At 45.2% G+C, this 14,883-nt stretch carries 16 protein-coding genes, 1 other RNA gene and 1 pseudogene; 12 read left to right on the plus strand and 6 right to left on the minus strand.

The features are described from left to right. Nucleotides 1-21: 21 nt before the first annotated feature. The gene (locus AALA56_RS05430) at nucleotides 22-543 is read right to left on the minus strand and encodes a TetR-like C-terminal domain-containing protein (protein ID WP_369909103.1); all 522 of its coding nucleotides are present in this window, start codon (nucleotides 541-543) and stop codon (nucleotides 22-24) included. A gap of 132 nt (nucleotides 544-675) precedes the next feature. On the opposite strand from AALA56_RS05430, the gene AALA56_RS05435 reads away from it, so the two are divergent. Both AALA56_RS05435 and AALA56_RS05440 read left to right on the plus strand, forming a co-directional pair. Continuing rightward, entirely contained in the window at nucleotides 676-1,116 is a 441-nt protein-coding gene (locus AALA56_RS05435; protein WP_369909104.1) for a hypothetical protein, read from the plus strand. A gap of 72 nt (nucleotides 1,117-1,188) precedes the next feature. Beyond that, nucleotides 1,189-1,770 (plus strand): hypothetical protein, encoded by a 582-nt coding sequence (locus tag AALA56_RS05440; RefSeq protein ID WP_369909105.1) that lies wholly within the window; start codon nucleotides 1,189-1,191, stop codon nucleotides 1,768-1,770. A 99-nt stretch (nucleotides 1,771-1,869) separates the two neighbouring features. On the opposite strand, the gene AALA56_RS05445 is transcribed toward AALA56_RS05440, so the two are convergent. Next, the gene (locus AALA56_RS05445; protein WP_369909106.1) at nucleotides 1,870-2,277 is read right to left on the minus strand and encodes a MerR family transcriptional regulator; all 408 of its coding nucleotides are present in this window, start codon (nucleotides 2,275-2,277) and stop codon (nucleotides 1,870-1,872) included. A 192-nt stretch (nucleotides 2,278-2,469) separates the two neighbouring features. Between AALA56_RS05445 and AALA56_RS05450 the strand changes: the two genes are divergently transcribed. The 3 genes from AALA56_RS05450 to leuS all read left to right on the plus strand — a co-directional run bounded on the left by AALA56_RS05450 (nucleotide 2,470) and on the right by leuS (nucleotide 6,594). After that, entirely contained in the window at nucleotides 2,470-2,925 is a 456-nt protein-coding gene (locus AALA56_RS05450; RefSeq protein ID WP_369909107.1) for a flavodoxin family protein, read from the plus strand. Nucleotides 2,926-2,995: 70 nt separating this feature from the next. Further along, a complete protein-coding gene (locus AALA56_RS05455) occupies nucleotides 2,996-3,994 on the plus strand; it encodes an alpha/beta hydrolase (protein WP_369909108.1) in 999 nt (332 codons plus the stop codon). A 98-nt stretch (nucleotides 3,995-4,092) separates the two neighbouring features. Next, on the plus strand, nucleotides 4,093-6,594 hold the full coding sequence (leuS, locus tag AALA56_RS05460; protein WP_369909109.1) for a leucine--tRNA ligase: 2,502 nt from the start codon (nucleotides 4,093-4,095) through the stop codon (nucleotides 6,592-6,594). A 155-nt stretch (nucleotides 6,595-6,749) separates the two neighbouring features. Here leuS and AALA56_RS05465 read toward each other — a convergent pair whose 3' ends face one another. From AALA56_RS05465 to AALA56_RS10175, 3 genes and pseudogenes are all read right to left on the minus strand, one after another. After that, on the minus strand, nucleotides 6,750-7,838 hold the full coding sequence (locus AALA56_RS05465; protein ID WP_369909110.1) for a lipocalin-like domain-containing protein: 1,089 nt from the start codon (nucleotides 7,836-7,838) through the stop codon (nucleotides 6,750-6,752). Nucleotides 7,839-7,850: 12 nt separating this feature from the next. Next, the gene (locus tag AALA56_RS05470; RefSeq protein ID WP_369909111.1) at nucleotides 7,851-8,951 is read right to left on the minus strand and encodes a lipocalin-like domain-containing protein; all 1,101 of its coding nucleotides are present in this window, start codon (nucleotides 8,949-8,951) and stop codon (nucleotides 7,851-7,853) included. A gap of 142 nt (nucleotides 8,952-9,093) precedes the next feature. Next, nucleotides 9,094-9,297, minus strand: a pseudogene (locus AALA56_RS10175) (IS982 family transposase); the annotation flags it as partial. Nucleotides 9,298-9,496: 199 nt separating this feature from the next. On the opposite strand from AALA56_RS10175, the gene AALA56_RS05475 reads away from it, so the two are divergent. Both AALA56_RS05475 and AALA56_RS05480 read left to right on the plus strand, forming a co-directional pair. Further along, complete coding sequence (locus AALA56_RS05475) at nucleotides 9,497-10,093, plus strand: TetR/AcrR family transcriptional regulator (RefSeq protein WP_369909112.1); 597 nt, start codon at nucleotides 9,497-9,499, stop codon at nucleotides 10,091-10,093. A gap of 12 nt (nucleotides 10,094-10,105) precedes the next feature. Further along, nucleotides 10,106-10,492, plus strand: coding sequence for a PaaI family thioesterase (locus AALA56_RS05480; RefSeq protein WP_369909113.1), 387 nt, complete (start codon nucleotides 10,106-10,108; stop codon nucleotides 10,490-10,492). Between the two features lie 21 nt (nucleotides 10,493-10,513). Here AALA56_RS05480 and AALA56_RS05485 read toward each other — a convergent pair whose 3' ends face one another. Further along, nucleotides 10,514-11,254, minus strand: coding sequence for a DUF975 family protein (locus tag AALA56_RS05485; RefSeq protein WP_369909114.1), 741 nt, complete (start codon nucleotides 11,252-11,254; stop codon nucleotides 10,514-10,516). 181 nt (nucleotides 11,255-11,435) lie between these two features. Here AALA56_RS05485 and tgt point away from each other — a divergent pair, with 181 nt between their 5' ends. The 5 genes from tgt (at nucleotide 11,436) to AALA56_RS05510 (ending at nucleotide 14,775) form a co-directional block, all read left to right on the plus strand. Further along, entirely contained in the window at nucleotides 11,436-12,578 is a 1,143-nt protein-coding gene (gene tgt / locus AALA56_RS05490) for a tRNA guanosine(34) transglycosylase Tgt (protein WP_369909115.1), read from the plus strand. Nucleotides 12,579-12,674: 96 nt separating this feature from the next. Continuing rightward, on the plus strand, nucleotides 12,675-13,451 hold the full coding sequence (locus AALA56_RS05495; RefSeq protein WP_369909116.1) for an MBL fold metallo-hydrolase: 777 nt from the start codon (nucleotides 12,675-12,677) through the stop codon (nucleotides 13,449-13,451). Beyond that, nucleotides 13,451-13,951 (plus strand): tRNA adenosine(34) deaminase TadA, encoded by a 501-nt coding sequence (tadA, locus tag AALA56_RS05500; RefSeq protein WP_369909117.1) that lies wholly within the window; start codon nucleotides 13,451-13,453, stop codon nucleotides 13,949-13,951. Before AALA56_RS05495 ends, tadA begins: the two co-directional genes overlap by 1 nt. A gap of 27 nt (nucleotides 13,952-13,978) precedes the next feature. After that, nucleotides 13,979-14,076: signal recognition particle sRNA small type (gene ffs, locus AALA56_RS05505), an RNA gene on the plus strand. A gap of 81 nt (nucleotides 14,077-14,157) precedes the next feature. Continuing rightward, nucleotides 14,158-14,775 (plus strand): hypothetical protein, encoded by a 618-nt coding sequence (locus tag AALA56_RS05510; RefSeq protein ID WP_369909118.1) that lies wholly within the window; start codon nucleotides 14,158-14,160, stop codon nucleotides 14,773-14,775. Nucleotides 14,776-14,883: the final 108 nt, after the last annotated feature.

Genomic DNA, 14,883 nt, shown 5'->3' on the forward strand with positions numbered 1-14,883 from the left:
TTTAATAACAAATAGTTTATCTTAGAGTAAAACACCTTTTTTGAGGTAATTCAGAGCAATGTCAGCGACTTCTTCGGGGGATTCTTTGAGGTCACGCTCTAACCAAGCCATAAATAGGTGATAGATGGCACCATTGATAAAGTAAAGTCTATAGATGTCAGGATTATCAACAGTTATTGGTGGCAGAACACTTGAGGTAGCTTCTAGCATGACAGCTTGTACAAGGTGCCCTAGTCCGTTTTTATGAAGACAAAGGAATTTCGTTTTTTCTTGTTTTGCAAGATTGAGAGAGTCTATAAACTGTTTTTTTAACTCTTCATCTTGATTGGGGACGGGTGTTCTTTCTGGCAATTGCTCTAAAAGGTTTCTGAGATAGTAAGAAATAATGTCTTCCTTGTTATAAAAATTACGATAGTAACTATTGGCTGTTTGGATAATTTGGGTGATGGTAATCGTATGATAATCATAGTCTGCCATGAGCTCAAACAATCCTTCAACGATTTGTGATTTGACACGCCGATTTTCCTTTTCTCCGTAATTCATGCCTATTCCTTTCTAGTGAGACATTTTGCTGTTATTTGTTCTAGTGCTATCTATTGTATCATAAGTTTTTAGGTGCTATAATACAAATCATCAAAACAAGTGATACAAAAGTATCACTAGGAGGAGTTTCCTATGTCAGATATTACGTTACGAAAAGAAGCAGCAGATTATAAGCGTTTGGGTCTCAAGCCAGATCAGATAGAGATGTGGGAGGATGGACGTCGTGATCAAGCGGTAAAAGGGCATTGGGAGTGGTGGTATTTTGATGCGCTCCTTGATGATGGTAGCCAGCTTGTTTTACAGTTTTTCCCTAAAGAACCGTCTAAAAAATCCGTTGAAGATAGCCCCTCTTATCGTATGACACTGACCTTACCAGACGGTCGTGTCCTCAAGAAAAATGTCGAGTATGACGCCAAAGATTGCTACTTTGGTAAGGACAAGGCAGACTTGCGGTTTGGGCAATCTCTCTTTACAGGAGATTTACAGACTTACCGTATCAAGGCAGATGTCAATGACAGCAAAGAGCAAATTGGCGCTGACATTACCCTTGCCTCACAGTCAAAACCTTACTGACCTGAGACAGGCTATTTTACCTTTGACGATGATGAGTATTATACTTGGTTTTGTACTGTGCCAAGTGGCGAGGTGACAGAGACAGTGACCTATGATGGCAAGACTATTCCTGTGCATGGCAGAGGCTTCCATGACCACCAGTGGGGGTCTACGACTTATCATAGCTTGTGGAACCACTGGACATGGGCACGTCAAAAATTTGGGGACTATACTCTCCTTGTTTTTGATATGATTGGCTCAGAAAGTCATGGTTTTAAACGCTATCCCTTAGTCTTTTTAGAAGACGCTAAAGGCAATGTGATTTTCCATAGTAATGAGGGCGTGGACTATGATTATCAAGAGACTTATCAAGACGACTATAGTGGTAAGACCTATCCAAGTAGTCAGCGTTTTGTCTTTAAAAATGGCGATAAAACCTTGATTTATGAGCTAAAACAAAAGCAAATCATTAAAAATATGAAGTTGCCATTTTTGTTTAAAATAGCTGTGAAACTAAAAGGCATGAATCCAAGCTACGCCCGCTATGTAGCGAATGGTCACATGACGCTCCTTGAAAATGACAAGGAAATAGTGAGTCGCAAGGGTGAACTCATCTATGAGTTCATGTACCCAGGCAAGGTTGATTTCCGTGAGGCGGTTAAGAAGGCTAAGTAAAGTCAGTGAAGTGTAAGTATTTAAACGTGATTGACGATTGTGAGCTTGTGATAATGAGACTATTGAAGTGATTTTTAGGGGATGCTATCCCCTTTTTTACTAGCGTTTTTTGATAAATTCCTGATAAGCTTGGTCTTGTTCGGCTTTGGATTTGCCAGCTTTTTCAAGTGAAAGTAACAGTTCGTGCAGTTCGATTTTTTCAAGAATGTAGTCTTCGGTGGCTTTTAGCTCTTGGATTTTGACTCGCAAATCTGCTAGATGTTGGTTGAGGATGGTGAGAGACTTTTCGTGATTGTGAAAATCAGCCAGCAAGTCACGGATTTCACTGATAGATAGCCCCAGATGGCGATAGTAGACAATGGCTTTCATGCGAGAGATTGCCTTGTCATCAAACTGGCGGTTGCCATGCTCATCCCGAGGAATGCTAATCAGCCCCTCCTTTTCGTAGTAGCGAATGCTGTGCGCTGAGATGTGAAATTGCTCAGCAATGTCCTTGATACCTGCCATAACATTTCCTTTCAAAAAGTGCTTGACTTAGAGTGTACTCTAAGGTTTATACTCCTATTATACCGCATTTGAAGGGAGTCTTGTATGAAAAGGGTAATGAAAATAGCTATCGGTTTACTTATTTTACTGGCGGTTCTAGCGTCTGGATTTTACTGGACAAGGAGTCGGACAGAGACACAGGAGGAAATAAGTATGACAACAAAAACATTATTGATAAATGCTAGTCAGCATAAGGATGGAAACACCATGCAGATGGGAAGTGAGATTTTACAGGGGATTGACCACGATACGATTCACCTGGTGGACTACCGTGTCAACAGTCTGGGGCAGGCGTTTTCAGATGAGCAGTTTGATGTTATCTTGTCTGCTATGAAAAAGGCGGATACGCTGGTCATAGGGACGCCTGTTTATTGGCATACGGTCAGCGGTTCGCTAAAGGTGCTGATTGATAGGCTGTCAGAGCATGAGGCGGACTTGTCTGGCAAGAACTTGGTCTTTTTCTATCAAGGGGCTAGTCCTAGCGAGGAGGCAAAAACGCAGATGACCTATATGATGACTCGCTTTGCAGACGTCATGCAGATGAATCTAGTGACCATTGCAACGAGCGGTCAAGTAACGACTGCCAATAACCTACTCAAAAAACTGTAGCAAAAGCCTTGACTTAGAGTTTAGTCTAAGGTGTAAAATAGCACGATATAATAGAAAAGAGGAAAATAAGATGACACAAAATCCATTTGGTTTAGTTTATGCTGACGATATCCGTGAAAACCGTGACGGAGAGGTCCATCTGACACACGTTTTTTACCCTAACAGTACAGGGCTTGACATTGCAGCTAATCTCTACACACCAGCTCACTTTGATGAGACCAAGCGCTACCCAGCCATTGTTGTTGCGCACCCAAATGGTGGTGTCAAGGAGCAGGTGTCAGGGCTTTTTGCACAAAAGTTGGCAGAAGCAGGCTTTGTCACGCTCGCTTTTGATGCGGCTTATCAAGGAGCGAGCGGTGGCTATCCTCGTCAGATAGACCGCCCAAGCAATCGTGTGGACGACATTCGCTCAAGTATTGATTACCTCTTCACCCAGCCTTTTGTCGATACGGACAATATCGGCGCTCTAGGTATTTGTGGTGGCGGTGGCTACACGATTGAAATCGCAAAGACCGATAAGCGTATCAAGGCAGTGGCTACGATTAGCATGTTTAACACAGGGCGTGTTCGTCGCAATGGCTTTGCAGACAGCTTGCTTGACACAGTGGCTGAGCGTTTGCAAGCAGCCAGCCAAGCACGCGCACACTATGCAAAGACCGGTCAAGTGGACTATATCGGTGAGCTTATCACTCATCAGACACACTACACGCAGGAGGAGTTGGAAAAGATTCCTGCGGGGCTTTATCGTGACGGGACTCAGTATTATAGCGATACGCACTATCATCCTAACTCCCAAAGTCGCTATACGGCTATGAGTTTGCTTGACTTGATGGTTTGGGACGCTGAAAATCAAGTGGACTTGATTGACCAACCGCTCTTGATGGGGGCTGGGGATATTTCTGATACACGCTACATGACAGACGCTGTCTTTGAGAAAGCTACAGGTACGCTAGATAAGGTGCTGGTATTGATAAAAGGAGCTAATCATATCGAAACCTACTGGAAACCCGACTATGTAGCTCAAGAAAGCAAGGCTGTGAGCCAGTTCTTCTTGAAAAAGCTGGTCTAGTTTTCTAAAAACTTTCTCCCAGCTATCTCTTACTCAGCTATTTCAAAAATCCCTAAAAAAGGGTATAATAGAGAGAACTACAAGATTTGGAGAAAGATATGACCTACTACAATCACAAAGATATCGAGCCCAAATGGCAGGCTTTTTGGGCGGACAATCACACCTTCAAAACAGGAACAGACAGCACAAAACCGAACTTTTATGCGCTAGATATGTTCCCTTATCCTTCTGGTGCGGGGCTTCACGTAGGGCACCCAGAGGGTTACACAGCAACAGATATTCTCAGCCGTTACAAGCGTGCGCAGGGCTACAATGTCCTCCATCCTATGGGGTGGGACGCTTTTGGTCTACCTGCAGAGCAGTATGCTATGGATACGGGCAATGACCCTGCTGAATTTACCGCAGAAAATATCGCTAACTTCAAGCGCCAAATCAATGCTCTAGGCTTCTCCTACGATTGGGATCGTGAGATCAACACCACCGACCCTGACTACTACAAGTGGACACAGTGGATTTTCACCAAGCTCTATGAAAAAGGGCTTGCTTATGAAGCGGAAGTGCCAGTCAACTGGGTCGAAGAGCTAGGCACAGCCATCGCCAACGAGGAAGTGCTACCTGACGGTACCTCTGAGCGTGGTGGCTATCCAGTCGTGCGCAAGCCCATGCGCCAATGGATGCTGAAAATCACAGCCTATGCTGAACGTCTCCTCAATGACCTTGATGAGCTTGACTGGCCAGAGTCTATCAAGGATATGCAACGCAACTGGATTGGTAAGTCAACAGGTGCCCATGTGGACTTCAAAGTCGCAGGCACCGACAAGACCTTTACCGTCTACACCACTCGCCCTGATACCCTCTTTGGTGCCACCTATGCCGTGCTTGCGCCTGAGCATGAGCTGGTAGATGCTATTACTACACCAGAGCAGGCTGAAGCTGTTGTGGACTACAAACACCAAGCTAGCCTCAAGTCTGATCTCGCTCGTACTGACCTGGCTAAGGAAAAAACAGGTGTCTGGACTGGTGCTTACGCCATCAACCCTGTCAACGGTCGTGAGATTCCGATTTGGATTGCCGACTATGTGCTCTCTAGCTACGGCACAGGTGCCATCATGGCGGTACCTGCCCACGATACCCGTGACTGGGAGTTTGCTAAGACCTTTGGACTTGAGATTATCCCAGTTCTAGCTGGTGGCGATGTGGAAAAGGAAGCCTACACCGAGGACGGACCACACATCAACTCAGAGTTCCTAGATGGTCTCGACAAGGAAGCAGCCATTGACAAGATGACTGACTTCCTTGAAGAAAAAGGTTTTGGGCAAAAGCAGGTCAACTATCGCCTGCGTGACTGGCTCTTTAGCCGTCAACGCTACTGGGGTGAGCCGATTCCGATTATTCACTGGGAGGACGGCACATCAACAGCTGTACCAGAGAGTGAATTGCCTTTGGTTCTGCCAAAGACAGACAACATCAAGCCGTCTGGTACAGGTGAGAGTCCCCTTGCTAACTTGACAGACTGGTTGACAGTCACTCGTGAAGACGGTGTCAAGGGTCGCCGTGAGACCAACACCATGCCACAGTGGGCTGGCTCTAGCTGGTATTACCTGCGCTATATCGATCCGAAAAATAGTGAAAAGCTAGCTGACGAGGATCTGCTCAAGGCTTGGTTGCCAGTGGACATTTACATCGGTGGAGCAGAGCACGCCGTGCTTCACCTGCTCTACGCTCGCTTCTGGCACAAGTTCCTCTATGACATCGGTGTCGTGCCAACCAAGGAGCCTTTCCAAAAACTCTTTAACCAAGGGATGATTTTGGGTACCAGCTACCGTGATAGCCGTGGGGCGTTAGTTGCGACCGATAAGGTTGAGAAGCGTGATGGCAAGTATTTCCATATCGAGACTGGCGAAGAGCTGGAGCAAGCGCCTGCCAAGATGTCTAAGTCGCTTAAAAACGTGGTCAATCCAGACGATGTGGTTGAGCAGTACGGGGCAGATACTTTGCGTGTCTACGAGATGTTTATGGGGCCGCTTGACGCTTCTATCGCATGGAGCGAAGAAGGTCTAGAAGGTAGCCGCAAGTTCCTTGACCGTGTCTACCGCCTCATCACGACTAAGCCTATCACTACTGAAAATAACGGCAAGCTTGACAAGGTTTACAATGAAACCGTCAAGTCTGTCACTGAGCAAATCGAGCAGCTCAAGTTCAACACGGCTATTGCTCAGCTTATGGTCTTTGTCAATAGTGCCAATAAAGAAGAAACTCTCTACGCTGACTACGCCAAAGGTTTCTTACAGCTGCTTGCACCATTTGCACCGCACTTGGCTGAAGAGCTCTGGCAAGTTTTGACCGAATCAGGCGAGTCTATCTCTTATGTGGCTTGGCCAACTTGGGATGAAAGCAAGCTCATCGAAGACGAGATTGAAATCGTCGTCCAAATCAAGGGCAAAGTCCGTGCCAAACTCATGGTCGCAAAAGACCTCTCTCGTGAAGACCTGCAAAAAGTAGCGCTTGAAAACGACAAAATTCAAGCCGAAATCGCTGGGAAGGATGTAGTGAAGGTTATTGCAGTACCAAATAAACTAGTTAATATCGTTGTAAAATAAAGCTTAACAACCACGGATCCTAGTTGCTAGGTCGCATCTAGGTCCAGATTTCTAAGCGCCTAAAGTCGCAAGAACTCTGGAAAGGCCATCGCAGTACCAAATAAACTGGTCAATATCGTTGTAAAATAATAAAAAAGTTGGCATTGCCAACTTTTTTATTTGCTTTTTAGTTCTAGAGAGGGTTTGCCTGGGTTCATGAATTCATAAATCAACTCGCCTTCGCGCTTGATTTCTGTGCCCTTGTCCTTAATAATCATCTCTCCTTTTCCTAAGAAACGGCTGTAGGACATGTTGGAGAGGTGGAGGGCTCTCATAGCCAGTTTTTGTGGGAAGGTCATGGTCTTTGGTCCAAAGCTTTCAATGGTTGATTTGGCTTCTAGGGTGTAGGTGACTTCTTTACCTTGTCCGCTAAAGGTGTAGCGGGTCTTTTTAGGGTAAACCTTGCCACTAGCAGGGTCTACCTGTGTCTCAAGGACTTGATAGTTGATGAGGTCTTCATTTTCAAAGATAATCTTGCCGTTTTTATCTTCGACAAAGGCAAGCGGAAAGCGTTTGGCGCCTAGGTCTTTGGTCGTTGTCATGTCAAAGACCAGCAAAGTATAGTCGTCAAAGCTCTGGCGTGCCCAAGTCCAGTGGTTCCAGTGCTTGATGTAAGGGGATTTGCCCCATTGGTGGTCGTGGTAGCCATAGCCAGTGACCTCGATTGTCTTGCCATCAATGGTGAGTGTACCGCTGATACGCCCTTTTGGCACCGCGCAAAGCCAAGTGTAATACTGGTCGTCCCCAAACTCAAAATAAGCTGTGCCTGGTCGATAAGGTGTCGCTAAGCTCTCTAGGTGCAGATCTGCTGCGATTTTCCCTATCTGCTCGACATGGATATGGTAGTTTTTCAAATCACCGACGAAAAAGTTTTTATCGTAGTGGACATCACACTTATCTCCACCATAGTAGCAGTCTTTGGCTGCGATATGTAGTTTTTCCTCATAGACCGTCCTGTCTGGTAGGGTGATTTTAAAGGTAATACCTTTTTTAGGATTGTCCTTTCCGATTGAGGCAAAGGATTTTTCTAAAAACTGAATGACAACCGCTGTGCCGTCCTCTAAGATGGCGTCAAAATACCACCATTCCCAAAAGTCTGCCTGACTAGAGACACGCTTGCTGTCCTCCCAGACCTCGATGTGGTCTGGATTGACACCTAGCTTTTCATAATCTGCTGCTTGGTTCATTAAACGTACTGCTGACATGATTTTTCTCCTTTACTTGCTTTCCATGTGAGTCTTGTAGTCGTCCTGTACATAGGCAAATTCGTAAATCAAATCGCCGCTGTCTTGGAGTATAAGTTCGCCATTGTCGTAGAGGCTAAAGTCGCCTTTGGCGTGGTAGCGTCCGTATTTGGGATGACTCCCCTTAAAGAGCCATCGCATTAAGGCTGGCGTGTCCTTGTAGATAAAGCGCCCGTCTAGCTCATCTAGCACCTCGACACGGTAGGTTAAGGTTTTACTGCCGTTTTTAAAGGTATAGTTGACGATTTTTGGGAAATTGGTCTGGGAAGCGCTTTGGAAAAACTCTTCCTTGACTTGACAGGAGACATTGTCCGTACTTTCAAAGAGGACATTGCCAAACTCATCTTGCAAAAAGACAAGGGGAATGCGCTCAAACTCAAAGTGCTGGTTCATGACAAAGTCAAAGACGACAATGTTGTGCTTGTCTGTGTTTTGACGAGACCAGAACCAATGATTGAGAAACTCAAACTGAATGGTATCGCCCCACTGGTGGTCGTGGTAGCCTAGTCCTGTCACTTGATGTGTGACACCGTCAATGGTCACAGTGCCTTCCACCCGACCTTTTGGCACCGCACAGAACCAAGTGAAGTATTTCTCGTCCTTTTTATCCTCAAAGCAAAGGTAGCCTGTCTCCCCACGCCAAGAAGAAACCTCATTGGTCAAACGCAGGTCAAAGCCCAAGCCCTCAAGCGGCTCGGCTTTTAGGTGATAGTTTTTCAAATCACCTGTGATAAAGTGTGGACCAAAATGGACGTCGCATTTGTCCTTGTCAAGGATGATGTCCTCTTTTTTGAATTTGGCAAATTTGCCTTGGTGGTCCTTACCGTCTGGTGTTGTGATATGAAAAGTCAGTGCAGGGTGCGCTCCAGGCAAGAAGGTGAAGGGTTGCACCTTGGTGGAGTAGACCGCTACAATCTTTGTGCCATCGTCTAAGATAGCGTCAAAGTACCACCACTCAAACTTCCCTGCCTTAAAATCATCTCGACAGCCGTCCTCCCAAGTCTCGATGTGATTTGGATTGAGTTTTAAGCGTTTATAGTCCTCTGCTGTGTTCATGAGTCTTGCTTTTGCCATGTCGTGTCTCCTTTCTCAAACACCTGTTGTTTTTTTAGAATACCTACCCGTTGTGCTAGTTACTTAAGCGTAAGCAAGTGAATACCTTAGACTAAAACCATTCTCCATTTGACTTTGATGAAGTAGTAAGGAGTATGTTAATAGCTGATTTACAACCTTGTTGTAGAGCCCAAATGTAGCTAGAAATCAAAATAACATCGGGTTGAATTTGTAAGTGGACATTCTTACGGAAACGAACTGACTTTGGAACATATTTCTCGTACAGATTAGTCACTTTCATTAAAATTTTATTGAAAACTACTTGTGTTTGAGAAGGATTAGCGAGATAATGTAATTGGCTTTGCATATCATGTCCTCAATTCGTGATGGTTTTGAGTTTATGATACGCAAGTTTTTTTATTATTTCTACAATTAACTAGCACAACGGGTAATACCTGTATTATACTAGTCTCAAAAGGAAAAACAAGCGACAATGTGACTGGTCTTGTTGGTGAAGTGTCTTTTTTCTCCGACAAAAGAGCAGACTTTGTCGGAAAGGACAAAAAATGACCAAAACAGACCCTAGAGCTGCTAGAAGCAAGGCTAAAATCAGCTCTGCTTTTCTAGACCTTTTAGAAGAACAGCCTTTTTCTAAGATAAGCGTCAGCATGATTATCAAAAAGGCTGGCGTCAATCGCTCAACCTTTTATGCCCATTATTTAGATAAGTTTGATTTGCTGGATCAGATAGAGATTGACCTGCTTCTTGAGATGAAGGCTGTCATCCTAGAAGACGTGGACGCCCTGCTTCTTGGGCGTGAACTACACGGGATTACCACCTTTGAGCAGCTCACCCACACTAAAAAGATTATTGATTTTATCTATGACAAGAAAGAGCTGATAGCGCTCATCATGAAAGATGAGGTAGATCCTGCTTTCTTATCCAAGATGGGAGCAGTGCTAGAGGATATCTGGCAGAGCCGTGATATCCAAGAAAGATTGCGTATCCCGCAGGAATACCTCTCCAGTGCCCTGACTGGTCTTTTTTCAGGCGTGATGGCGCAGTGGATACGCTCAAACTTTACCGACTCAAAGGAGCGCTTCAACCCAATCTGCCTTTTGTTGCTGAAAAATATGATTCGTGATTTGCTGATAGAGGATTAAGGAGGTCTTGCGATGACAGATTATTTGCATGAGATACGTGTTTTTGAAAATTATGAGTTGCTTGCGTTTGACGCTGGGCATGTCGTGGTGACGACCAAGGTGGTGCCGCATGCACTCAATTACTACGGGCATGCTCACGGTGGCTATCTCTTTACCCTGTGTGACCAAGTTAGTGGTCTAGTAGCAAGGACGCTAGGCTACAATGCTGTTACTATGCAATCCAGTATCAACTACCTAAAAGCAGGTCAGCTGGAGGATTGTTTGACCATTGAAGGACGTTGTCTGCATGATGGCAAGTCTACTAAGATTGTTGAGACGACCATCACCAATCAAGCTGGCAAGCTCATCGTCAAAGCGACCTTTACCATGTTTGTCACAGGTGAGGATAAGAATACATAAAAACCACTGCTAGCAGTGGTTTTAAGCTTTTTTCAATTGTTCATAAAAGATAACTTCGCTTGCGTTGGTGTAGGGGAGGACGTAGATGTAAGCTAGACCAAAGGTCATCAAAATCAGCAGATACCAAAGGATAAAGCTCAGATCCAGCAGAAACAACTGCCACTTGTATCCTTTCATAAGAGCAATGCTGTCCTTGATAATGGCAAGCGTGCCAGGGTAGTTGTCGGGGTCACGGTTAATCCTATCAAAAGCGATGTAAGCTGTCATGCGATAGGCAAAGTAGTAGCGAACGACAGCGATAACACCATACACGCTAAAAATCCAACCTAAGCAGGTGAAAACCAGAGGATAGTAGCTGGTCGTATCAATCGTGACCAAGTAGTTCCCGAGAATAATGAGACTAACCCCTAAAAGCGCTACTCCTAAGAGGAGCATTAAAAAGATACCTTGGATGATGTAAAGCAGTAGCAAACGCCAAACGTACTGCCTTGAAAAGGCAAGTTGATTATCTGAAAACTGCACGGACTGTTTTTGATTTCTTACGACTAACAGCATGGTAAAGTTAGCTGATAAAGTGAAAAACAAGGTCAAAACGCTAATCAACAGGCTAGTAAGATTGAAGCCAACGCCTGTCTCACTTGGTGTAAAGCCAAGTAGCAGCGAAGCATAGACCAGCATGATAGCAACGGCATATAAAGCGTAGCTGCCCTTAGTGCCTGCAATCAGGCGTCTTGCGGTAGTTTTGATGTCAGAAATGCGCATAATTCTCCTTTACACTATGTCGTCGTTAGCTCTATTATACCATATTCTATGGCTAGGCGAATGCCTCATGACAAGCTTCTCTTTTTTTGGTACAATCAATAAGGTTATCCTAGCTTAGGCGTGTCTTGCCTTACGCTAGAATCATCGGCACCAGCCGAAATGAAGAATACGGAGAATAACAGTGACAGAACATCCAATTAAATACCGCTTAATCAAGCAGGAAAAGCATACAGGAGCTCGTCTGGGAGAGATTATCACACCTCACGGCACATTTCCAACGCCTATGTTTATGCCAGTCGGCACCCAAGCTACCGTCAAGACTCAATCGCCTGAAGAACTGAAGGAAATGGGTAGCGGCATTATTTTATCCAATACCTACCACCTTTGGTTGCGCCCTGGGGATGAGTTGATTGCCCGTGCAGGGGGACTGCATAAGTTTATGAACTGGGACCAAGCTATTCTCACCGACAGTGGTGGTTTTCAAGTTTATTCCTTGGCTGAAAACCGCAATATCACCGAAGAAGGGGTGACCTTTAAAAATCACCTCAACGGCGCCAAGATGTTTTTATCCCCTGAAAAAGCTATCTCTATCCAAAATAACCTCGGCTCTGACATCATGATGAGTTTTGATGAGTGCCCGCAGTTCTACCAGCCTTATGACTATGTCAAAAAGTCTATTGAGCGCACCAGCCGTTGGGCAGAGCGTGGGCTTAAAGCGCACCGCCGTCCGCATGACCAAGGACTCTTTGGTATCGTGCAGGGGGCAGGCTTTGAGGACTTACGTCGCCAGTCAGCGCAGGACCTTGTCTCTATGGATTTCCCTGGCTACTCTATCGGAGGACTCGCTGTTGGGGAGTCTCACGAGGAGATGAATGCTGTGCTTGACTTTACCGTGCCAATGCTGCCACAAGGTAAGCCTCGCTATCTCATGGGCGTTGGAGCGCCAGATAGTCTGATTGACGGTGTCATTCGTGGGATTGACATGTTTGACTGTGTGCTGCCGACACGTATCGCACGAAACGGGACTTGTATGACCAGCATGGGGCGTCTCGTGGTTAAAAACGCTCAGTACGCTGAGGACTTTAGCCCACTTGACCCTAACTGTGATTGCTACACCTGTACCAACTACACCAGAGCCTATATTCGCCACCTTATCAAGGCAGACGAGACCTTTGGACTGCGCCTAACCAGCTACCACAATCTCTACTTCCTTGTCAATCTCATGAAGCAAGTCCGACAAGCTATCATGGACGACAATCTCTTAGAGTTTCGTGAAGACTTTGTGGAGCGTTACGGCTACAATCACTCTAAACGTAATTTCTAATAAGGCTAACATTTTTAGTCTAGGAGCAGCTCTATCCAAGGCAGTTTTGCTGTAATTTGATATAATTGAAGTATCTAAACAAAAGAAGGTGTTCGTATGAAATTAACAACAATCGGCTGCTGGGGAGGCTATCCTTATAAAGACGCTGGCACAACCAGCTACCTCATCACCGCTGACAATGGCTTTCAACTGCTTATGGATGTGGGGAGTCGTGCGGTCAATGAATTAGAAAAAGAAATCAGCCCGCTGGATGTGGATGCTGTCATTATCAGCCACTACCATCCAGACCACATCGCAGACTTGGGCGTGCTCTTTCACTACCGCCAGCTCTACCCAAAACATCTCTGGAGTCCAAAGGTGCTTCCAGTCTATGGGCATGACGAAGACAGCTATGAGTTTTCAAAACTGACTTTGCCTGATGTGGCAAAGGGGATTGCTTACCATACGGCGGGTGTTGAGCAGATTGGACCTTTTGATATCACCTTTATCAAAACGGTGCACCCTGTTGTCTGCTATGCCATGCGTATCGTAGAGCGTGAAACTGGTCAAACCCTTGTCTTTACAGGCGATACAGGCTATTTTGACAAACTAGCACCTTTTACAAAGGGAGCGGACTTGTTCTTAGCAGACGTCTATCTTTTTGAGGGCAATGAAAATCACCCTGCACATCTGACCTCAAAAGAAGCTGGTGAGATTGCCAGCAAAGCCAAGGTCAAAAAACTGGTGCTTACGCACGTTCCACAATTTCCAGGAAAAGGTATTCCAGAAGAGAACTACCTAGAAGTGCTACGTGAGCAAGCTGAACACTACAGCAAGGGTATTCCAGTTGACCTTGCTAGCCCACATAAATCATGGGACTTAGGAGCGCTCTAATGGCGACATTTTCAGAAATGGAAAAAGCCTACTACATGGAGCAGGCGCTACTTGAAGCGCAAAAGTCGCTGGATAAAAACGAGATTCCCATTGGCTGTGTCATCGTCAAGGATGGCGAGATTATCGGACGAGGGCACAATGCACGTGAGGAACAGCAGCAGGCTATCCTCCATGCAGAAGTCATGGCAATCAATCAAGCTAACAGCTTTGAGGGCAATTGGCGCTTGCTGGATACGACGCTTTTTGTGACCATTGAGCCTTGTGTCATGTGTAGCGGAGCGATTGGGCTTGCTCGCATTCCACAGGTCATCTATGGTGCTAAAAATGCTAAGTTCGGTGGTGCTGAGAGTCTTTATCAGATTTTAACGGATGAGCGGCTCAACCATCGTGTAGAGGTCGAAAGTGGTGTCCTAGAAAAAGAGTGCGCAGAGTTGTTGCAGACCTTTTTCAAGCATAAAAGAGCCCTGCAAAAAGCAGCAAAAGCAGAAAATAAGATTTAGATTTGCACTATTTTTCATTTCATGCTATAATACTTATGGAGCAACGGTCTTGCGTGAAGTGGGTCAGGGGAGGAATCCAGCAGCCCTAAGCGATGTAGAGCGTGTGCTCTTTTTTTGTGCGCAAAATAAAGCGTTTTAGTAAACACCTCTAGCCAAACTATCTAAAATAGGCTATAATAGTAAAAACGCTTTCTAAAGGAGATGGGATGCGCAAATTTTTACAAACACTGCTCTATGAGCTCTCCTTTTATGTGGAGATTTTGGTTTCGATTATTTTAGTTTTAGTTTTATTGCTACTCACAGGGCGCTTGGTGCTGGAGGTATCCAGTATCTACACCAGCAGCGCTAGCATTGAGGACTATCTGCAAGGTTTTATCAATCAAGCCATGAGTATCGCTATCGGTGTCGAGTTGATTAAAATGCTCAGTAAGCATACATCAGGCACTATTATTGAGGTGTTACTTTTTGCGGTGGCTCGTCAGATTGTGGTGTCGCACAGCTCCACACTTGACATGCTCCTTGGTGTGATTGCCATAGCAGCGCTCTTTGCCACACGCAAGTACCTCTTTTCAGACTTTGACGACTCCAACAATATCATCGTGCGAGGCAGTCAAAAGGTCAAGATTGCCAACATCATCGCTCGTGTCAATCTCAAGGGGCGTGACGGCGAGTTGCTGCGTGACTTTGTCGCACGGCACTTAAAAGCAGAGGACAAGACCATATCTATTGGTGCTTCGGTTTATTTTAACGATGTCGCCCTGCGTGTGGATAGTGTCAAAAATGGCGTGATTACCCGTGTGGAAATCATCAAGTCCCTCCACTAAAAAGTGTTTTATCTAGGCTTTATGGTAGCGGTTAAAAGTTCTAAAATGAAGTTAGCCACTTAAAAGTATGAAAAAACACCTCAGAGAGATATAATTGTAATCACCACA

Source organism: Streptococcus hyointestinalis (assembly GCF_041225505.1).
Lineage (GTDB): Bacteria > Bacillota > Bacilli > Lactobacillales > Streptococcaceae > Streptococcus > Streptococcus hyointestinalis_B.